Source organism: Thiobacillus denitrificans DSM 12475 (assembly GCF_000376425.1).
GTDB lineage: Bacteria > Pseudomonadota > Gammaproteobacteria > Burkholderiales > Thiobacillaceae > Thiobacillus > Thiobacillus denitrificans.
In genome coordinates this window covers 284,270-303,310 of record NZ_AQWL01000001.1, presented here as the reverse complement: position 1 = coordinate 303,310, position 19,041 = coordinate 284,270, and the positions used below count along the sequence as shown (strand labels likewise).

The 19,041-nt window shown below is 59.0% G+C and carries 20 protein-coding genes; 4 read left to right on the top strand and 16 right to left on the bottom strand.

Going from position 1 to position 19,041, the window contains the following annotated elements; translation table 11 throughout:
- Positions 1–24: 24 nt before the first annotated feature.
- Genes B059_RS0101620 through B059_RS21585 form a run of 4 tightly spaced genes read right to left on the bottom strand, consistent with a single transcriptional unit; the run spans position 25 to position 2,574 of the window.
- The gene (locus tag B059_RS0101620; RefSeq protein WP_018076491.1) at positions 25–519 is read right to left on the bottom strand and encodes a pilus assembly PilX family protein; all 495 of its coding nucleotides are present in this window, start codon (positions 517–519) and stop codon (positions 25–27) included.
- Positions 516–1,607 carry a PilW family protein gene (locus tag B059_RS0101615; RefSeq protein WP_051068464.1) on the bottom strand — a complete coding sequence of 364 codons (1,092 nt, stop codon included), beginning with the start codon at positions 1,605–1,607 and terminating at the stop codon, positions 516–518. The genes B059_RS0101620 and B059_RS0101615 overlap by 4 nt, the downstream gene beginning before the upstream one ends.
- Positions 1,608–1,609: 2 nt before the next feature.
- Positions 1,610–2,188, bottom strand: a complete 579-nt coding sequence (pilV, locus tag B059_RS0101610; protein ID WP_051068463.1) for a type IV pilus modification protein PilV — start codon at positions 2,186–2,188, stop codon at positions 1,610–1,612.
- Entirely contained in the window at positions 2,179–2,574 is a 396-nt protein-coding gene (locus B059_RS21585; RefSeq protein ID WP_018076488.1) for a type IV pilin protein, read from the bottom strand. Before B059_RS21585 ends, pilV begins: the two co-directional genes overlap by 10 nt.
- A gap of 236 nt (positions 2,575–2,810) precedes the next feature.
- On the opposite strand from B059_RS21585, the gene thiO reads away from it, so the two are divergent.
- The 4 genes from thiO to B059_RS0101585 all read left to right on the top strand — a co-directional run bounded on the left by thiO (position 2,811) and on the right by B059_RS0101585 (position 6,540).
- Positions 2,811–3,887, top strand: coding sequence for a glycine oxidase ThiO (thiO, locus tag B059_RS0101600; protein ID WP_245538703.1), 1,077 nt, complete (start codon positions 2,811–2,813; stop codon positions 3,885–3,887).
- A gap of 176 nt (positions 3,888–4,063) precedes the next feature.
- Complete coding sequence (locus B059_RS0101595) at positions 4,064–4,492, top strand: Uma2 family endonuclease (protein ID WP_018076486.1); 429 nt, start codon at positions 4,064–4,066, stop codon at positions 4,490–4,492.
- Complete coding sequence (locus tag B059_RS0101590; protein ID WP_051068462.1) at positions 4,485–5,417, top strand: mitochondrial fission ELM1 family protein; 933 nt, start codon at positions 4,485–4,487, stop codon at positions 5,415–5,417. Before B059_RS0101595 ends, B059_RS0101590 begins: the two co-directional genes overlap by 8 nt.
- The gene (locus tag B059_RS0101585; RefSeq protein WP_018076484.1) at positions 5,410–6,540 is read left to right on the top strand and encodes a glycosyltransferase family 4 protein; all 1,131 of its coding nucleotides are present in this window, start codon (positions 5,410–5,412) and stop codon (positions 6,538–6,540) included. The genes B059_RS0101590 and B059_RS0101585 overlap by 8 nt, the downstream gene beginning before the upstream one ends.
- A 144-nt stretch (positions 6,541–6,684) precedes the next feature.
- Here B059_RS0101585 and B059_RS0101580 read toward each other — a convergent pair whose 3' ends face one another.
- The 12 genes from B059_RS0101580 to B059_RS0101525 all read right to left on the bottom strand — a co-directional run bounded on the left by B059_RS0101580 (position 6,685) and on the right by B059_RS0101525 (position 19,040).
- The gene (locus B059_RS0101580) at positions 6,685–8,535 is read right to left on the bottom strand and encodes a polysaccharide biosynthesis protein (protein ID WP_018076483.1); all 1,851 of its coding nucleotides are present in this window, start codon (positions 8,533–8,535) and stop codon (positions 6,685–6,687) included.
- Positions 8,525–9,481, bottom strand: coding sequence for an MraY family glycosyltransferase (locus tag B059_RS0101575; RefSeq protein WP_018076482.1), 957 nt, complete (start codon positions 9,479–9,481; stop codon positions 8,525–8,527). Before B059_RS0101575 ends, B059_RS0101580 begins: the two co-directional genes overlap by 11 nt.
- Complete coding sequence (locus B059_RS0101570; protein ID WP_018076481.1) at positions 9,478–10,422, bottom strand: UDP-glucose 4-epimerase family protein; 945 nt, start codon at positions 10,420–10,422, stop codon at positions 9,478–9,480. Before B059_RS0101570 ends, B059_RS0101575 begins: the two co-directional genes overlap by 4 nt.
- Entirely contained in the window at positions 10,422–11,171 is a 750-nt protein-coding gene (locus tag B059_RS0101565) for a glycosyltransferase family 2 protein (protein ID WP_018076480.1), read from the bottom strand. The genes B059_RS0101570 and B059_RS0101565 overlap by 1 nt, the downstream gene beginning before the upstream one ends.
- Positions 11,168–12,019, bottom strand: a complete 852-nt coding sequence (locus B059_RS19835; RefSeq protein WP_018076479.1) for a glycosyltransferase family 2 protein — start codon at positions 12,017–12,019, stop codon at positions 11,168–11,170. Before B059_RS19835 ends, B059_RS0101565 begins: the two co-directional genes overlap by 4 nt.
- Positions 12,016–12,879 carry a glycosyltransferase family 2 protein gene (locus B059_RS18480; RefSeq protein WP_018076478.1) on the bottom strand — a complete coding sequence of 288 codons (864 nt, stop codon included), beginning with the start codon at positions 12,877–12,879 and terminating at the stop codon, positions 12,016–12,018. The genes B059_RS19835 and B059_RS18480 overlap by 4 nt, the downstream gene beginning before the upstream one ends.
- Before the next feature lie 77 nt (positions 12,880–12,956).
- Entirely contained in the window at positions 12,957–14,195 is a 1,239-nt protein-coding gene (locus B059_RS0101550; protein WP_026177229.1) for a glycosyltransferase family 4 protein, read from the bottom strand.
- A 44-nt stretch (positions 14,196–14,239) separates the two neighbouring features.
- Positions 14,240–15,151 carry a class I SAM-dependent methyltransferase gene (locus tag B059_RS19830; protein WP_018076476.1) on the bottom strand — a complete coding sequence of 304 codons (912 nt, stop codon included), beginning with the start codon at positions 15,149–15,151 and terminating at the stop codon, positions 14,240–14,242.
- A 57-nt stretch (positions 15,152–15,208) separates the two neighbouring features.
- The gene (locus B059_RS0101540) at positions 15,209–16,138 is read right to left on the bottom strand and encodes a glycosyltransferase family A protein (protein ID WP_018076475.1); all 930 of its coding nucleotides are present in this window, start codon (positions 16,136–16,138) and stop codon (positions 15,209–15,211) included.
- Entirely contained in the window at positions 16,139–17,248 is a 1,110-nt protein-coding gene (locus B059_RS0101535; protein WP_018076474.1) for a glycosyltransferase family 2 protein, read from the bottom strand. It lies immediately after the preceding gene.
- 47 nt (positions 17,249–17,295) lie between these two features.
- Positions 17,296–18,162, bottom strand: coding sequence for a class I SAM-dependent methyltransferase (locus B059_RS0101530; RefSeq protein ID WP_018076473.1), 867 nt, complete (start codon positions 18,160–18,162; stop codon positions 17,296–17,298).
- Positions 18,162–19,040, bottom strand: a complete 879-nt coding sequence (locus B059_RS0101525) for a glycosyltransferase (RefSeq protein ID WP_018076472.1) — start codon at positions 19,038–19,040, stop codon at positions 18,162–18,164. The genes B059_RS0101530 and B059_RS0101525 overlap by 1 nt, the downstream gene beginning before the upstream one ends.
- Position 19,041 lies beyond the last annotated feature (1 nt).

The window sequence follows — 19,041 nt, the reverse complement described above, 5'->3', positions numbered from 1 at the left end:
TCCTGCTCCTCAGAGTCGGCATGCTCAAACGCACGCCGATGCCGCATACTGCGTTTGGGTAAGGCGCTTACGCACCCCCTGCCAGATTGTCACCGCTGCGCCGGTATTCGTGCTGCTGACCCGAGCTTCAATATCCCATACGGTGTTGTAATCGATCGTGCTCGGCACTCCCGATGTCACGCCACTGAGCGTGGCTACGCTGGTAGAAATCGAGACCGCCTGGACACAAACGGGCGTCATGACGTTGACGGTGTAGTCATTGGTTCCATCCTGATCGATGTCGACCGGAATGGTCGAATTCACGGGCAGCGTGGTGAAATCGGAACTGATGATTTGCTCAATGGCCACATTGGCGGCAGCGATCGCCTCATCGCGGAATTGCATGTTGCCAACGGATTTGAGGTTGCCGCTGCTCAGCATGAAGGCGGAAGTGACAACCAGCGTCAGCAATACCAGCATGATCAGGCCCACGATGAGGGTGGCACCTTGCTGGGCACGTCGCGTTGCTGACATCATCATGGCGTCTCCCTCCGTCCGGACGGGTTGACGAGGCGAACGGTGGTGGTGAAGACGTGGCGCTTGAAGCCGTCGTTGAACGGCGCCATGGAACCCGCGCTACCTAGGGTATAGACCTTGGTATCGGTATAGCCCGGCGTGATTTCGGAACTGCGCGCCAGGACATGGATCCGGACGGCGACGACATTGGCCGCATCGCAGTTTGCAGCGCTAATGCAGCTCAAACCTGCACTATTGACGAAGGTATCGGGAATGCCATCCCCGCGGTTCACCGCGCCTACATAGCTCACTGCCGCACCATTCTTGCCGATATTATCGATACCGTATTCGATTCTGAATCCTTCTATTCCTTCAATCAGAGGTTGCGCCGCTTGATGTTCGCCGCCGATAAATTCGGAGCGCATCAGGGTGGGAATACCGTCGCCCGCAACGACCGAATAGTCGCGTATGTAATAAATGCTGGAAGTGAACTTGCGCGTCACCGCAATATCGCCCGAACTGACCGGTAAGACTGCGGGCAAACAATTTTTCTTGTGCAGAACATGTCCACTACTGGCGAGAACGAAGCTTAGCGGTGGTGTGGCATTGATTTCAGCATTGCATTGCGATGCCTGGAAGCAAACCTCTCCACCGCAGGCGGTTCCCGCGCTGGGCTCGGCATGACGAACGACAAGCACATCGGTATTGGCTTGCTGGTTGGCCACTGCCGCACAAGTCCCGACATCAGCCTGTACCGGAATGCCGATGAGGTTATTGCGGTCGGCCGCAACCCAGGTTCCCGGCACTTTGCAGGGGTCAGGTATCGCGTTAGGCATGTCGTCCGGCGCACTCACGTTGCGGTCCTCGAATCGTGGGACCAAATCGCCCCAGAATCCGGCGTGAACAAGGTCATCCTGCAACAATTGAATGGCGAATCGACCATTCTCGATCTGCCGGTTCATTTTCGCCATCTCGTTGTTGGTACGGGTGACATTGAGAAAGAGCGCGATCAGAGCCCCCACGATAACCATGCCAATGGCAATCGCAACCATCAGTTCGATCAGGGAAAGGCCTTGGGCATGCCGGGGGGCATGCCATTTTCCGATAGTCATGTTCACGTCAGATTCCCGATGCGGACGACCGTAGTGATGACGCGACGACAGATATCTCCAGTGCAGGCCGAGCCTGCCGCGCCATTGTAGAGGCCTTGCCCGCAGGCAGGGACAGGCGCCGAGATGGGCGTCATGCCCTGCCAGGCCACCGAAACCAAATATTGGCCACCGCCAATGTCCTCGATACAGCCACGGCCACCGACCATAGCGCCAACGTTGCCGCCACCCAGCGTCTCCCCTGTACCTTTAAGGGCATTGCACCACTCTCCGACATCACTCTGTTGCCGGGTGGCCGTGGCGGTGGGGCAGACGGCTGTGCCACCCAGCGGGGCGGTGGTAGGGGCGGCGGCGGCATAGCTCGCTGCATTGGCCCGATTGGTGGCGATGCGACTGGCCATGTCGTTCAACAGGACAAGCGCCTGGGCACGTTGATAGGCCTCCATTTCGGACGATTGCAGGCGTGCCTGCAATCCGGCCAGGCCCAGCAGCCCAATAGCCAGAATGACGATCGTGACCAGCACTTCGATCAAGGAAGTACCATGCTGAGCACCAGGAGGGGGCGAGAAGCGGCTTATTTCCATTTTGCAGCACTAGGCCCTTTGACGCCTTCGCTATTGAGGGTGAGATTGCCATCGCTGGCCTGCGAACCTGTGGCGGTGAAAGTGATAGTGAAGTTTGGCGGCGTCGCTACGTTGTTTGCCACGAGTCCTGCCGTGTATTTCGCCCCAACTTCAGGGGGAAGTGAGTAACTCATGTCACTCAAAGTCGACGCGTAGCTTCGATTGGCCAGAAAGAACTGCTGCTGCCGATTGGCGATGTCCATCATCTGCGCCTGCGCAGCCGCACGATGACCACGAATGACGTATTGAATGTAAGACGGATAGGCAATCGCCGCCAGAATTGCGACGACCACCACGGTAATCATCAACTCAATCAGGGTGAACCCGTTTTGTCTGCCTGACTTCATGTCTCTTCCTTTTATATGCCCTGCATCCTAATCAGCGAATAAGCAAGCCGCTACGGCCGTCCGATGACTGGTGCCTTTGGACGAACAGGCGGAAGCGGTAACGCCCTGCCGTGCCAATCGCATATATAACGACGCACCGCGCAATTTCTGTAGACGCGGCATGTCAGCCCGGGAAACCCCTAGAATTGCGCGATGCGAAAAACAGATATTTCGATGACTCCGAAAGGACTCCTGGCTTGAGCACGCACATGCTGGTGGTGGGCGCGGGCATATCCGGGCTGAGCGTGGCGCGGGCACTGCTGCTGCGCGGCCACGCCGTCACGCTGCTGGAACGCGGCGCCGTGGGCAGTGAAGCGTCCTGGGCGGGCGGCGGGATTCTGTCGCCGCTACTGCCGTGGGATTACGCCGAAGCACTCTCCACACTGGCGCTACGTTCGATGGCCGGGTATGCCGACTGGGTGGCGGATATCGAGGCTTGTTGTAGGCATAGTGCCGAATACTGGCGCTGCGGGATGCACATATCCGGGCTCTCTCACCCCGATACGGCGCTCGCATGGTGCCAGGCGCATAGCCTGGCGGCGCAACCCGCCCCCCCGGGGACCGGCAGCCTCTGGCTGCCAGACATTGCCCAGGTCCGCAATCCGCGACTGGTGGTAGCGCTACGCAAGGCAGTCGTGCAAATGGGCGGGGTCATCCATACACACACGGCGGTCGAAACAGTCACCACCCGGGGGAGACGGCTGGTAGCCGTCAACACAAGGCAAGGCAGCTTCCAGGCAGATCGCTTCGTGTTGGCTACCGGTGCCTGGGCGGGAATCGCACTACCGGGATTCACAGGTGTCCCCAACATCCGCCCGATCCGCGGCCAGATGCTGCTGTTCAAGCTGGAACCGGGTGCCTTGGACACGATCCTGTACCGCAACGGGCTGTATCTGATTCCGCGCCGCGACGGCCATGTACTGGCCGGCAGCACGCTGGAAGACGCAGGCTTCGACAAGTCGACCGACGCGGCCACGCTCCAGCGCCTGCATGCCGAGGCCGCCGAGTTGCTACCCATCCTGGCTGATGCCCGGCCAGCGCAGCACTGGGCCGGACTGCGCCCCGGCTCGCCCGGCAACATCCCGGTCATCGACCGCCATCCCGATTTCGACAACGTGTTCGTCAACGCCGGGCATTATCGCTACGGCGTGACGCTGGCGCCAGCTTCGGCGGAGCTGCTGGTCGACGTGATGGAAGGCAGGACGCCGGCGCTCGATCCCGCGCCATATCGCTGGCAGGCGGCGCTTGAGCGAGCATGGTCCGGTTGTTTTTAGCCCGGCTATCCATTGCGGGCCGAACGCCGTTGTGGAGGTGGCACCCTCACTGCGAATGCAAGCACCGTGCGACTTGAATGTGGCGCCAGCAATTTTATCGCCACCAAGCCGGCGGGTTTCAATTCGCGTCGAATCAATAGGATAATCGTCTCGTCCACCCAATCTGGTCACTTGCCATGTCACAAGCCCACGTCCATTCGCCGATTGGTGAAGCCGACTACCTGCATCGCGAGGAAGCCGCGACCAGCAAACATGAGTTGGTGGACGGCGACATTTTCGCGATGGCGGGTGCGAGCGAGCGGCACAACCGCATTGCTGGCAACATCTTTTTTCACCTGCGCAGCGCCACCCGCGGCAAAAACTGCCGTGCGTTCATGGCCGACATGAAGCTGCGGCTTGCCAGCGGCTCGACGTATTACTACCCCGACGCGATGCTGGTGTGCGACCCGGCTGACGACCACACGATCTACTTTCGCGATGAACACGGCGTCTGGTTTGAACAGGAACTCTCGCCCGAAGACCGGCTGGATGTGGCGTGCGGTGACGCCCGCCTCGCCCTGTCGCTGGACGATTTGTACGAGGACACGGGGCTACTCGTTGTCTGAGGCGGTCGGCAAGCGTCCCTCTTTGATCGTCTGGATCGTCAGCGATGGCAAGCCGGGCCACGTCAATCAGTCGCGCGGGTTGGCCGAGGCGCTGGTGCGCGCCATCCCCGCCGAAATCCATACCCGGCGCACCCTGCCCGCCTGGCGCGCCTGGCTGGCGCTGTTGCTGAAGCGCGTCCCCGACAACACACCGCACAGGCCCGACCTGATCATTGGCGCAGGTCATGCCACCCATCTGACGCTGCTGGCCTTGCAACGTGCACACGGCGGGCGCAGCGTGGTGCTGATGAAGCCGAGCCTGCCGCGCCGCTGCTTCGATCTGTGCATCGTTCCCGAACACGACGGCGTCGCGACCGATGCACGCACGCTGGTGACCGCGGGCGCGCTGAACCGCATCCAGCCAGCGGCGACACGCGGCGCGGGCCACGGCTTGATTTTGATTGGTGGCACCTCGCCGCATTTCGATTGGGACAGCGACACAATCCAGGTGCAGATCAAGGGCATTCTCGCGCGCACGCCCGACATAGAGTGGACGCTTACCACCTCGCGCCGCACCCCGGCGGATTTTCTGGCGCAGTTGCCGTCATCCCCCAAGCTGACGGTCATCCCTCACACGGCCACCTCGCCCGACTGGATACCCGAACAGCTTGCCCGCAGCAGCACGGTGTGGGTGACGCCCGACAGCGCCTCGATGGTATTCGAGGCATTGACGGCGGGCGCCGAGGTCGGCGTATTCGACCTGCCAGTCAATCCGAAAAGCCGCGTCGGCCGGGCGATCGCGCAGCTCGCCGATGCGCAGCGCATCACCCGCTTCGCGTACTGGTGCGCGCACGACAAGCTGCACCCCAACCTGCACCCGCTAGCCGAGGCAGACCGCTGTGCGGCCTGGATTCTGGACTGGCTGAAGAAAAAAACGAATGGCTGAAGAAAAAAAACTCACGGTTCTGCAACTGCTGCCCGCACTGGAATCGGGCGGGGTCGAGCGCGGCACGCTCGAAGTGGCACAGGCACTGGTGGAACGCGGCCACCGCGCGCTGGTGATGTCGGAGGGCGGGCGGCTGGTCGCACCGCTGACCGTATGCGGCGCCGAACACTTCGTCTGGCCGATCGGCAAGAAATCGCTCAAAACGCTGCTGCTCGCCAGCAGGCTGCGCAGCTTCCTGCTGGAACAAAAGGTCGGCCTCATCCATGCACGCTCGCGCGTGCCGGCATGGATTGCATACCTTGCCTGGCGCGGCATGGATCCGTCTACCCGCCCGCGTTTCGTCACCACGGTGCACGGCATGTATGGCGTCAACCGTTACAGCCGCATCATGACGCAGGGCGAACGGGTGATTGCGGTGTCCAACACCGTGCGCGACTACATCCTGCGCGAATACCCCGACACCCCGCCCTGGCGTATCCAGGTCATCCATCGCGGCGTCGACGGCGAAGCCTATCCGCACGGCTGGAAGCCCGATTCCGGCTGGCAGCAGGCGTTCCTTACGCAGTTTCCGAACGCCGCCGGCAAGCAGTTGCTCACCCTGCCCGGCCGCATCACCCGGCTCAAAGGGCATGAAGACTTCATCGAATTGATTTCCCGGCTGAATCGACGCGGCCTGCCCGTTCATGGACTCATCGTCGGCGGCGCGTCGTCATCCAAGCTGCGCTATTTGCAGAAGCTGCGCTATCGCGTGCGCAGCATGGGGCTGGAAGCCGACATCAGCTTCACCGGCCAGCGCGACGACCTGAAAAACATCCTGGCAATTTCCAGCCTGGTGCTGTCGCTTTCCACCCAGCCCGAATCGTTCGGCCGCACCACGCTGGAAGCGCTGCGGCTGGGCGTGCCGACGGCAGGCTACGACCATGGTGGTGTCGGCGAAATCCTGCGTACCGTCTATCCTGCCGGGCTGTTGCCGCTCGGCCGAATCGACGAAACCTGCCAGCGCCTCGCCCAGCAGCTGCAATACCCGGAGCCGGTTCCGGCCGGGGATTTTTTTCCGCTGCAAGCCATGCTGGATCAGACCGTGTCGCTGTACGAACAACTCGCGCGTGCACCACGGCGCTAAAACAGATTCAAGTTACAAGGCGCAGGCGAAACCGGTGGCCTTCTGTTTGTCCACGAACCCCTCATACCTTGAATCTTGAGTCTTGAGTCTTGAGTCTTGAGTCTTGAGTCTTGAATCTTGAATCTTGAATCTTGAACAATGGTGTCACGACGGTGCCGTTTCCGGCTGGTATTCCGGCACCCAGGTTTTCAGCTGGCATTTCACCGTCGCTTCATCATAGGGATCGGAACAGGCCAGCCAGGCCAGACATTCGTCGTGCCAGCCCGCATCGGCGGCGCGCGCCTTCGCCACCCGTAGCTTGGGGTGCGGCGTCGGCAACGTCGATTCGTCATCGGCGAGCAATTCCTCATAGAGCTTCTCGCCGGGGCGCAGGCCGCTGTACTCGATGCGGATACGCTCCTCGTCCGCGCCCGACAGCCGGATCATGAGTCGCGCCAGTTCGGCGATCTTCACCGGTTCGCCCATATCGAGCACGAAGATCTCGCCGCCCTCGCCCATCAGCCCCGCCTGTAGCACCAGCTGCGCGGCCTCGGGGATCGACATGAAGTAGCGGGTGATCTCGGGGTGCGTCACCGTCACCGGCCCGCCCGCTTCGATCTGTTTCTGGAACTTGGGAATCACGCTGCCGGACGAACCGAGCACGTTGCCGAAGCGCACCGACACGAAGCGCGTGCCGCTGGGTTGATCGGCCAGGCGCTGCTGCATCGCCTGGCACGCCATCTCGGCAAGGCGCTTGGTCGCCCCCATGACGTTGGTCGGGTTGACCGCCTTGTCGGTGGAAATCATCACGAATTTGCCCACGCCATGCGCCTGCGCGGCCGCGGCGACGACCTGGGTGCCGAGCACGTTGTTGCGCACCGCTTCCCAGGCATTGGCGTTCTCCATCAGCGGCACGTGCTTGTAGGCGGCGGCATGGAACACCACAACGGGACGCTGCACTGCCATGACCTGACTGACCCAAGCGGCGTTTTTGACGTCGCCGATCACCGGCACGATCGGAAGACCGGGAAAGCGCTGCGGCAGCTCCTGCTCCATTGCATACAGCGCCAGCTCGGACTGCTCGAACAGCACCAGTTTCGCTGGCGCAAAGCGCGCGATCTGGCGGCACAGCTCGGAGCCGATCGAACCGCCGGCCCCGGTCACCATCACTACCCGGCCGGTCAGCAGCTGGTGCAAGCCGCTGTCGTCGAGCTGTACCGGGTCACGCCCCAGCAGGTCGTCGAGTTCGATTCGGCGCAGGCTGGAAACCGACACCCGGCCAGCCACCAGGTCTTCGAGCGAGGGCACGGTCAGCACGTTCAACCCAGCCTCGGTACAGGCCTGGGTGATGCGCTTGCGCACCGCGTGCGCAGCCGACGGCAGCGCCAGCACCACGTCGTCGACGTCCATTTTCTTTGCCCAGTCGGCAACGTCGGCCAACGGCCCGAGCACCGGGACGCCCTGCACCAGCCGCCCCTGCTTGTCGCGGCTATCGTCGAGCAGGCCCACCACGTGAAAGCCCGCCGGGTTGCGCGCCAGCTCGCGCAGCAGGAAGTCCGCCGCCGAGCCGGCACCGGCCACCAGCACCGGTTTGCTGTCGGGGTGCAGTACGCTGGCCAGGCGATGTTCCTTCCAGGCGCGGTAAGCCAGACGGCTGCCGCCCATCACGACCACCAGCAGCAGCGGATCGAGGATCAGCACCGAACGCGGCACCACGGCGCTGACACGAAACAGGACCAGCACCAGCGGAACCAGCAGCGCCGCCAACCCGACCGCCAGCACGATGCGCTTGAGGTCGGGCAGGCTGGCGAAGCGCCAGATGCCGCGGTAGAGGCCAAAACGCCAGAACACCGCCGCCTGCAGCGGCACCACCCAGGCCAGAGTGGAGACAGCCGCCGTCCGGAACGCAGCCGGCACCTCCAGGTTGAAGCGCAGCCAGTACGCGGCCAGCCAGGCGATGGCCGCCACCAGGATGTCGTACAGGACGATGAGCGCGATACGCGGATTAAGCTTCATTGCGAGGCCGGTGCCATCGCAAATCGATGGCGAGGAAAATCAGCAGGTAGGTTGCGGCCGACAGTATAAGCAGCCACGCAAGGGTTTGCGGCAAAAACAGCAGCACGAATGCCAGCGCTGCCATAGCCAGCATCAGCGCATACGCGGCGAGGGCGATCTGGCGATGCGACGCACCGAGCAGCACCGCGCGCTGGTAGTAATGCGAGCGGTGCGCCTCCCAGATTCGTTCGCCGCGCAGCCCGCGCCGCGCAAGCGTCACGCTGGCATCGACGATGAAGGGGGAGAACACCAGCAGCGGAAACAGCCAGGGCCACACATGCCGCAGCGCACCCAGGATACCCAGCGAAGCCGCCATGAAGCCCAGCGGAATCGAGCCGGCGTCGCCCATGAACACCCGCGCCGGCGGGAAATTGAAGCGCAAAAAGGCGAGCGCCGCCGCCGCGATCGCCGCGCAGAATGCGGCCAGCCCGGGTGCGTCGCCGAGCCACGCAGCCAGCCCCAGCGCGCTGAAGCCGATTGCCGCCATGCCGCCCGCGAGTCCGTCCGAGCCGTCCATGAAATTGTAGAGGTTGGTCACCCAGACCACTGCGAGCATGCCCGCGAGCAAGGCCCAACCGGTCAGGCCCAGTGCCAGCAGGCAGCCCCCCGCCGCGACGAAGTGGGCCAGGAAGCGCACGCGCACCGGCAGGCCGCGTACGTCGTCGAGCACCGACACCGCAGCGAGCGCGAACGCGCCCAGCGTCACCGGCAACAGTGCCGTATCACCGAGCCACAGCGCCGCCGCCAGCACGCCGGCCATGATGCCCAGCCCACCGACGCGCGGCGTCGGCGTCGCGTGCAGCGAGCGTTCGTTGGGGTGGTCCATCGGCAGGCGGTTGCGGCGCAGGAGCCAGGAGAGCGTCAGCCAGCACGCCACGAACGAGAAAACAACGGCAAGCCAACTCATTTTGCTGAAACCACCGTTTCCGCCAGCCCTTCCGCCAGGGAATAGGGAGGCGTCCAGCCCAAGCGGGAGCGGATAGCCGAGCTATCCACGTACAGGGAGCCTGTCAGGCGTGCCACTGGCGCCCGCTTCCCCAGCATCGTGCCGACGAGCCTGAGTACGCCCACCGGGACAGGAAACAGCCGGGCCGGCCGCCCCATCGCCCGCGCCAGCGCGCGAACCAGTTCGGGCGTCGAAACCGGATGGCCGTCGTCGAGCAGGAAAGTTTGTCCCGCCGCAGCCGGATGTTCGATGCACACGCGGATCGCGTCGACAAAGTTGCCAAGATAGAGAAGGCTGCGACGGTTGTGGATCGCCCCGAGCGGGAGCGGCCAGCCGCGCGCGACGGTGTCGAGCAGACGCCGGAAGTTCTCCTTCACGCCCGATCCATATACGAGCGGCGGCCGCAGAATCACTACTTCCAGCCCGGTTTCCTGCGCGATCCTGCGCAGCCCCTGTTCGGCTTCCCACTTGGATATCGCATACGGATCCTCGGGCGTGGCCGCATCGGTTTCCCGATAGGGTGCATCACGCCCCTCGCCGTTGACCTTGATGGTGCTGATGAAAACGAAGCGCCTCACCCCCGCCTGTGCCGCCTGTTGGGCGAGATTGAGGGTGGCCTCGGTATTGATCTCTCGATACAACGCGAGAGGGTCCTGGACGCTTTCCTGCATCATGTGCACACGCGCTGCAAGATGGACAACCGCATCGCAGCCCGCGAGCGGCAGACGCCAGTCCGTCGATGGCCCGATATCGCCGATCACCACCTCGCCCTGCAACTCCGACCCGCGCCGCACAGCGGGGATAACCGCTTGGCCGGCGCCGGTGAGTTGACTGCACAGCGCGCGGCCGACAAAACCGGCGGCGCCCGTGACCAGCACCCTGGAATGGTTCGGACTTGTCATCACGAGTTGCCCGTCTTCGGCAGACGCAGCCAATGCTTGCTCAGGTAGCGCGCCATGCTGCCTGCATGCCAGCGCATGTAACGAAAATCCCGCCGGCTCGCACGGCGCGCATCATGGGACACCTGCACTTTGGGGCAGGCCAGCACCCGGTGCCCACCCTGCCACAGGCGCGTGCAGATATCGACATCTTCGTAATAAAGAAAGAACCCCTCGTCGAAACCACCCACGCGCCGGTAATCCTCAGCCCTGAACAGCATGAACATGCCACCCACCCAGTCAGCCGGAAAGGTTTCATCACCCACCGCAAAAGCATAGCGGCCATCGCCCCGGCCCAACAACTTGTTGGCCAGAGAAAAGGGTGTCGGGAACCGGCGAATGCTGTCCTCAATTTGTCCTGCCGGGGAAAGCACGGCAGGCGCAATCACGGCGGCGCGCTGGCGCTCAATCTCTTCGATCAATAGCGCGAAAGGGTTTTCCGGCATGCGTATGTCCGGATTCAACACGCAGAACCATTTTCCCTCCGCGAGCCGAAAGGCGGCATTGTGGTTTGCGCCGAAACCCTTCGGCGAGGCATTCGCCACGACCGTTACAGGATACGGAAAATCCTCAGAGGAAAATGGCAGCCGCTCGGGAATATTGCGGGTCAGAATGACTTCGAGGGGCAACGAATCGGCAAAGCGGGCGAGGTCTGCGAGGACATTACCTGCCAAGTCGCCCTGGCCATGGCTGACCACCGAAATCGAGATCACGGCTGCGTAGCGTGGTTATCACCACGAACCAGACTGGCCGCACGCCGGAACGCAACAATGAGCAGACGACGCACATACTTGGCCAATGAAAAGGCCATCAAAGCTATCGCCGCTGGCAGCCCTATCATTCCGATTGTCTTCAGATGCCAATAATTATTCAGTTCACCTTTCTCCATCGCCCACATCTGTGAGCTCAGCCCACCCGCTCCGAACATGGGCTTGCTTATCAAGGCGAGCGGAGCTGACATCCTCACCACGCGCAATCCCGACAAGGCGATCTCCATCCACAGCAAATGGTCGTCCGTGTGGCGTTTGCCGGACATGAAGCGGAAGGAAATGTTTGCCCTGACCATGACGGAAGGCGTTACAAGTGGGTTGAACAATAGAAGCCTGAGCGGCCGGACATCCTCGGCTTGCGCCGGATGCGGGATATCCAAGTCGGCTCCCGAACCACGCGCGATACGGTAGCCATGCCCGCACAATGCAACGTCGGGATGCATGCAAATATATTCATACTGATATTCGATTTTGTTCGGGTGCCAGCGATCATCCGCATCGAGGAATGCGATGAGCTCCCCTCGCGCCGCGGCCCATCCTGCGTTACGTGCTGACGCAGCCCCCTGATTTTCGCTCAGTTCCAGCACCTTCAACCAAGCCGGGTCGTAACGCAGCGCGAGTTCCCTAACGAAATCCCCCGTCCCGTCCTTGCTGCCGTCATTCACCACGATGACTTCCAGGGGCAACTGGGTCTGCTTGGCCACCGAGTCGATAGCTTCTGCAATGGTAGCCTTGGCTCGAAAGGCGGGAATCACGACACTGACAGGTGCCACAGTATTCAACTGGCTCATGTCCGCGTCCAGTGCGCCGGCTTGCCCATCAACCGTCGTCCCATATCCAGTAAATGGCGGGCGCCTCTCTCGCCTAGCAGGCGCCACAAAACACGCCGCAGCATATGCCGGACGGCAGCCAACAGCCAGGGGATGCCCGGGAAAATGCGGCCGTTTTCCCGGGTGGCACGACGCATTTCAAACAGCATCCTTTCGGAAGTGGCAGGATTCGACGAGATTCCGCCGAGCGACATTCCGGCGATCACGATATCCACGAACATCGCCTCGCGATCCTTCAACTCCCGCAGAAGGAATTCGTAGTCACCGGAAATCCTGAATGAGGTATCGAATTCCCCATGCACTCGAAATAAATCCCGGTGATGGAACAGGGCCGTATGCGGAAGGCACATCACGCTGCGAAAGCGGTTCCGTACCCTTTCCCACGCCTCGCCCGGAAAATAGATACCCTCGCCGGCCTGATTGACCAGCGCAACTTTCCCATAAACCACCCTGTATGCGGGATAAGCCGAATCAAGCATGGCCGCCATTTTCTGCAGCACATCCTGCGTCCACAGGTAATCGTCCGCGCCCAGGAAAAGAATCCATTCACCCGTCGCGTGGCGAATGCCCTTGTTCCAGGCATCGTAAATCCCCTTGTCCGGCTCGCTCATCCAGTAATCGATCACATCCTCGTTTTGCCGAAGGATATCCAGCGTGCCGTCTCTTGAGGCACCGTCCACAACAATCCATTCGATGTTGCCGTAGGTCTGCTCACGAATCGATTTGATCGCATCGGGAAGATGCCCGGCCGCGTTGTAGGTCGAAGTAATGATGGTGATCAGAGGTTGGCCGGGTTCGAATCGCTTTCTTCCTCCCGTCATGCGCAAGCCACCCTCCTGTACGACGGACTGGGCTCCGCTATTGCCGCCATGCCGAACTTCAAGTATGGAGCCCACTGTCATGCATCCCGAATGGCTTGGTGGTACACGTCCATGTATTGTCGAGCCACCTTCTGATAGGAGAACCGCGCAACAGCGTCCTCCCGCGCTTGAGTGGCCAACCACGCATAGCGCTCACTATCTTCCAACACCCACTGTATTCCATGTGCCAAATCTTCCGCATCGAATGCCTTCGCCAGATAGCCTGTCTGCTGGTGGCTAATGATGTCAGGCAAGCCACAAGTGTCAAACGCCACCACCGGAGTCCCACAAGCCAGGGATTCGACGCCCATATTGGGCAAATTTTCAATACGTGAAGGGATCACAATCACATCGGCCGCGCTGTATAGCACCCGGAGGCTAAGATCATCATGTAGATGCCCCATGTAATAAACGGGGAATCCCAGATCGAGCGGCTCGCGCGGCGCATTCTGACCCAATATCAGCAAGTGCAGGTCGCCCATCTGCTCCCGCAAGTGTTGCAGCGAAGAAAGCAGAAGATCGAAGCCTTTATGGGGCGCCGCATTGGCACCAAATGTTCCAAACAAAAGCAGCGGCCCTGCCGAAGTCAGTCCCAACAACTGACGAGCAGAATGCTTTTCAATCGGCCGCCACACCTCTGTGTCGAGAGGGTTATGAATTACAGAAACCGGCCAGCCGCACATCAGAACACTCTGGCGCACGCAATCGGCCAACCAATGGCTGGGGGCGACAATATGCATCGGCCTCCGCCACGCCTTGCGCTTGCGTTGCCACACCCAGCGGTTCAGATCGAAACCTGATTCGGGGCTAGGCCGATTGGTGCGCAAATACCCATCACGCCAGCGAAAGTCTTCGGTGACATGCTCTGCGCCACAAAACGCCCACATGTCATGCAGTGTCCAGACTATCGGCTTCTCGATGCGCCCGATGTCCCCGATGGACATCATTTCCAAATTCACCCACTGCAGATGCGCCACATCAGCGTCGGACAAGTTGATCTTCCTGGGCCAACCGGAAGGCAACATTGCCGACGAGTGCAGGATTGGGTTCCCGGTGGTCAGCAAACGGTTCGGCAGCCTGCCGAGCACAGGGCGAACCATTGCCGTCATCCGGTCCCACTTGCCTTGGGGTCCCTCTACCGTCCAGTGCTGCGACGATGCATCGTTCACGAGCATGCGCGAATCCACTCCCTCCGACCGCAAGGCATGATGGATCCGAAGTGCGGCCCGGGCGGCTCCGCCAACAGAGTCAGAGTGATTGAATACCCGAACTTTCAAGATCGAAGGCTCGCGATGGGCGAGGCAATGTGAGGATGGCCCACTCAGATTTTTCGGTAGACACCGATCACGGTGTGACCTTTGACATCAGTGAGTGGAATGGGAACAAGCTTCCCCAGTATCGACGACAATTTGGATACGAGTCTGGCGATCAGCGAATAATCCAGCAGCTTCGGTTTCATGCCGAGCCACCGTCTCAGCCGTGATTCCCATATCGTTTTATGCGCCCAATCCCGGTGATACTCTGCAACGGACTCGTACTCTATTGCCAACACTTCGAGACCGAAGCGTTCCGCCAAATGTCGCAGTGTCGTCCCGGTCCAGTGCGTCACATGGTGTGGCGGCATATCAAGTATGTTGTTCAATGCAGTTCCAACAAAACTATCATGGGCCGGCACTGCAATAATCAAACGCCCGCCTCGCTTCAGGCACTTCACGCAGTCCCTGATGAACCCCGCCGGATCCACAACGTGCTCCAGAACCTGGAATGACACAACCGCGTCGTACGTATTGCCGGAACTGGAATGAACTTCTACCGTCTGCTTAATCAGTCGAATACCAGCCTCGCTTGCCTTCTCGATAGCTTTATCGTTGAACTCCAGTCCCGTGTATCTGTGAGCCCCGACCACCTTCGCGAACGCCGCCTTGCCTCCCCCGACCTCCAGAACCCCCCCCTCTGCAGGCAGGTATTTCTGCGCGACTGCATACTCATACTTCTCTGCCATGTAATACCAGTCGAAGGACTGAAGTCGCTCGTACAGCCCCTCTCCGCCCGTCTCCATTGGGTCGAAATATCCGAGACCGCAAGACGCACAGACACAATAATCCAGCCGGGTGGAATTCAGCGCGTGTTCAATACCAAAGGCCTGCGCATATTTCGCGTTTAGATCCTGAACGCTGACCACCTCTCGCACCGTTACATCCTTGCTGCCACACAGCACACAAGCCAAAGGCATCTTTTCCCTCTCATTTGTTCTCTTCTGACGCGAAGAGTCCGCCCAACTGGGGCGTTTTTATCGTGCCCGAAACCTTAGCGAGATATTTCGCAGCTCTTGCAGGACCATCCCAGCGACTGAAGTGCTGAACGAACGTCGGCCGGTAAAGGTGTCCGCTTCAGGGTGGGGCAGGACAATCTTTGGATGGCGAAGCGGGAATTCTATCGGCTCGACAGGCATGTCCGCATAGACGCTTACCTTGTGCGTATGGGTGGCATCGGCACCGAAACCAATGTTCGATATCAGGTTGACATTGGGTAGGGCCGACACCATTCCCTGCGACCAAAGCGCCAGTGTCCACTGGTAATCCCAAGCATCGAGCTGATCTTCAAATACGGCATCGAATGCCTTGGCCCAATGTCGCCGTTCACTGTGCGTATTCACCAAGGCATCCAACCACCCACCATCCCGAAAAGCCGGCCATAAGGACGCGTCACGGTCGTAATGACGCCAAGCTCTCCTCCATGAAGCCCAGCCCCAAATGTGGTTGTAGCGCGAGAAGTAGTAGCTGGCCTCACCTCGCTTACGGCCGAACTGGAAGTTGTCGCCGCTGATCAAACCAATTCGCTCATCATCGCGGTAGCGTTCCAGGAGCTCTTCGCAGAAACGAAAGAAACTCGGGTGCGGCAAGCAGTCATCCTCAAGGATAATGGCTTCAGGCACTTGTTCGAACACCCAGTCTATGCCACTCGCCGGCCGGTTCCTGCAACCGAGATTAACGTCGGAAAAGTTCGTGAGGACTTCGCATTCCCAATCCACGCGCTTGATGACCTCGCGTGTTGCCGCGCATTTCTCAAGTTCACCCGGCCTATCCGGCCTCGGACCATCTGCCACAACCAGAAGTTTGGGTGGCTTGACCTTGGCAATCTCTGCGAAAACACGCTCCGTGGTTTCCGGCCGGTTGAAAATAATGAACGCGACCGGAGTCTTCAGCTGCCAGTTTGCCATTCAAGGTCTTCCAGACGAGGTGATCAGCTTGAAAACAAGAGGCGCACTGCGAAGTAAGTCGCTGTAAGCGCGGACCCTGTCCCTATTCTTACTCTTGGTTGCACCAGTACTGACTAATGACAATGCGCTTGCAGCCAAGGTCTTGGCGGCCGCCAACGCAACCCCTGCAACAAGGGCAAGAATCAACGTTTGCCGAGCCGGCAAGCCCAGCCTCCGAGCGCGCTTTTCCGCTAGATCTCGGATCGCATCCAGCACAAGGCTTCGGTCCGCCCTCAATTTATTGGACCTAAGAAGCTCGATGACGGATCTGTAAATGCCAGGAAAAGCCCTGTAATAGAACGAGCTCGAAGTCCCAGTTTTTTGGGCCAGAATCTGATATGCAAGAATAAAATCCAGAAAGAGCCTGAGTTCTATTGCCACGTCGTTCTTTCCCCACGATTCCCAGTGGCAAACGTTCAGCACGGTATGATGCACGATATTTTTTTTCCAGAAGTATGCGCCTTTTCCTCGGAGCAGATCTCCAAACACGATGACTGGAAAATAGGCGTTGTCATCGAATTCTTTCCAGAACTCGAAATCAATTGCTTCCCCCCGCAGAATTAACCCGGACAATACAAACCCATTATCCATGTACCTGGCTGCATTAGCCGATGAAGGCTCTATTGCCACGCTATCCGGAAAGGAATCGCAAACAACACAGTGAAGGCCGCCTTGTTCCGTATATGAATATCGTGGCGTCCAAGCCGCCGGCAAACTAGGGCGATGCATTCGAAGGAATTCGACCAATTCCACCAAAACCCCGGGCTGAAGCGAATCGTCATCTGTGATGATCAATTGATATTCGCTCGTCCGCGACGCCTCTTCCAGCATGCACCGGATATTCGCGCTCATGCCAAGGTTGCGTTCCCGAGTCACGGCCGCAAAGTAGCGTTGCAAGTAATCCCTTAGCAGGTTGGCCGTGTTATCAGGCGATGCATCGTTCGCCACATAGATTCCGACATGTCCTGATAGCGAAGCGTTTTCAATTTGTGCGGCCACTGATTCGATACACCGGCGTAACGACTTCTCCCGCTTATAGGTCGGAATACAGACCATCAATAGTTTCTTCATTTTTTCTTCCAACGGCGGGCACTTCAGCCAAGTCTCACGTAGAGAATTCACAAACCCCGAAGCGATCCAAGCAATTGCTTCACCATCTGTCTGCGGCGAGACCCCGGTGGCAGAATTGCATCAAGGATCTTCTTTCGGCGAATCGACCTGAGACGCGGATTGACTTGGCGCCACGGTATGTCCAGATTGTCTAAATTGAGCTGCGCTAGCGCATCTCTGTCCAAGACCGAAGGTTCCGCTTTCATTACGTACTGGTATACGAACGAATGCGGATCCTTCAAGACATAACTCCTGACGCGAGACGGCACTCGGTGCGCACCCGTGACGTCAGACACGACTACGGAGCAGTCAAGAAGCCGAACCCCTTGCCGAGAGAAGAAGTCCGCAATGCTCTTGAAGGTAAAGAACTTCAGATGAGTTTTATCCAAAATGCCCGTTTCCGTATAGCTGAAGTCGTCATTCAGCAACTGAAGCTTCACATCCCCAAATGCCACGTTCGGAAGCGAAATCACAAAAAACCCACCTTCCTTCAAGAACGTCTTAAAGGGGTGAAAAGCTTTGTTCGGTTGCACGACGTGCTCTAACACATCGAGAAGCACAATGACGTCGAAAGATTTCCAATAATTTTCAAAGGCCGCGCTCTCAAAGGAGTTGAGGTCGACTCGGTTTATGGCTGAATAGGCCCCGGTCTCTTTCGCAATGGCAATGCTCTCCGGACTGAATTCCATGCCATGCATTTCGCAGTTCTTGTTCCTATGCAAGAAAGCGCCAAAATCCCCACAAGCGGAACCTACATCCAAGACGACGGAATTAGATGGTATGTATTTGCTCGCAATAATCCTGGCGTCATTCTCATTTTCCGGATCCAAACTCACTTGATAAATTCTGGACCGGTCGTAACCAACCTCGCTCACTACGCCTTTTCCTCAAATTTCTCAATCGCGCACCGAAACCGCAGCAATATTGATTTAAATTTGGTAATCACCCTGTCCATAGCCGATTTCTCTTCATACTTACCCCCCCCCAAGTTTAACCAGTTCTGATAATTTTTCTGCCAATGCTCATTGTGTAGGCCATTCCAGAACTTTGGCTGTCCATATGCATGAATGATCTTGGCCTTTGGAGCCAAGACTGGATCGCTAGGATGGGGCGAAAATACCTTGCTATCGATCAGAACCGGTTGCAGACTGAAACGCTGAACCATGAAATCGAATATGGCTTGTTCGGGCATATATAAAAGCTCCGCATATTTGTCCAGTTCCGCATAGCAGAACTGGTACATTTCTTTATGTTTTTTTAAATGGTCCTGAAATACAAAAAGCCCTGCGCCTATGCCAACGGCCTCCATATCATATTCACTAACTGATTCATGTAATTGTCCCCTGACAGAATTCTCGCCCGGCATGAATTTAATTCCCTCTTCACAATGGGAAAAAAGTTCAGATATGTCGACTTGAACAATGACATCGTAGTCCGACCACATCACATTTTTGTAGTCATCCAACAACCTGAGGCACTCAAATTTGGTAAAAACCATCTTAGAGAATTGCCTCACAGAACGGGAATTTAATACTCTCGCGCTCTTCAGTGGGAAGTCATACAAAATAAACCTGGTCGGCAAGATTGTGCCAAGAATTTTCTGGTCATTCTTGCCAATTCCGTCGTGAATAATCACGACCTCGTCGACCATCCCTGGGGATAGCCGCTTTAGGTCCATCATCACGCAGGCCACCGCAAACACATGGTCCGCAGTGAGGCCGAACACGATTGCGTTGTTCTTCTTGGCGTCCATT

Bases quoted from the DNA above. Each gene is read 5' to 3' on its own strand.
- B059_RS0101535 (WP_018076474.1), bottom strand. From the start codon at position 17,248: ATGAAGAAACTATTGATGGTCTGTATTCCGACCTATAAGCGGGAGAAG.
- B059_RS0101525 (WP_018076472.1), bottom strand. From the start codon at position 19,040: ATGGACGCCAAGAAGAACAACGCAATCGTGTTCGGCCTCACTGCGGAC.
- B059_RS0101575 (WP_018076482.1), bottom strand. From the start codon at position 9,481: ATGAGTTGGCTTGCCGTTGTTTTCTCGTTCGTGGCGTGCTGGCTGACG.
- B059_RS0101585 (WP_018076484.1), top strand. From the start codon at position 5,410: ATGGCTGAAGAAAAAAAACTCACGGTTCTGCAACTGCTGCCCGCACTG.
- B059_RS0101580 (WP_018076483.1), bottom strand. From the start codon at position 8,535: ATGAAGCTTAATCCGCGTATCGCGCTCATCGTCCTGTACGACATCCTG.
- B059_RS18480 (WP_018076478.1), bottom strand. From the start codon at position 12,879: ATGACGGGAGGAAGAAAGCGATTCGAACCCGGCCAACCTCTGATCACC.
- B059_RS0101615 (WP_051068464.1), bottom strand. From the start codon at position 1,607: ATGACTATCGGAAAATGGCATGCCCCCCGGCATGCCCAAGGCCTTTCC.
- pilV (WP_051068463.1), bottom strand. From the start codon at position 2,188: ATGGAAATAAGCCGCTTCTCGCCCCCTCCTGGTGCTCAGCATGGTACT.
- B059_RS21585 (WP_018076488.1), bottom strand. From the start codon at position 2,574: ATGAAGTCAGGCAGACAAAACGGGTTCACCCTGATTGAGTTGATGATT.
- B059_RS0101620 (WP_018076491.1), bottom strand. From the start codon at position 519: ATGATGATGTCAGCAACGCGACGTGCCCAGCAAGGTGCCACCCTCATC.
- B059_RS0101595 (WP_018076486.1), top strand. From the start codon at position 4,064: ATGTCACAAGCCCACGTCCATTCGCCGATTGGTGAAGCCGACTACCTG.
- B059_RS0101540 (WP_018076475.1), bottom strand. From the start codon at position 16,138: ATGGCAAACTGGCAGCTGAAGACTCCGGTCGCGTTCATTATTTTCAAC.
- B059_RS19835 (WP_018076479.1), bottom strand. From the start codon at position 12,019: ATGAGCCAGTTGAATACTGTGGCACCTGTCAGTGTCGTGATTCCCGCC.
- B059_RS19830 (WP_018076476.1), bottom strand. From the start codon at position 15,151: ATGCCTTTGGCTTGTGTGCTGTGTGGCAGCAAGGATGTAACGGTGCGA.
- B059_RS0101570 (WP_018076481.1), bottom strand. From the start codon at position 10,422: ATGACAAGTCCGAACCATTCCAGGGTGCTGGTCACGGGCGCCGCCGGT.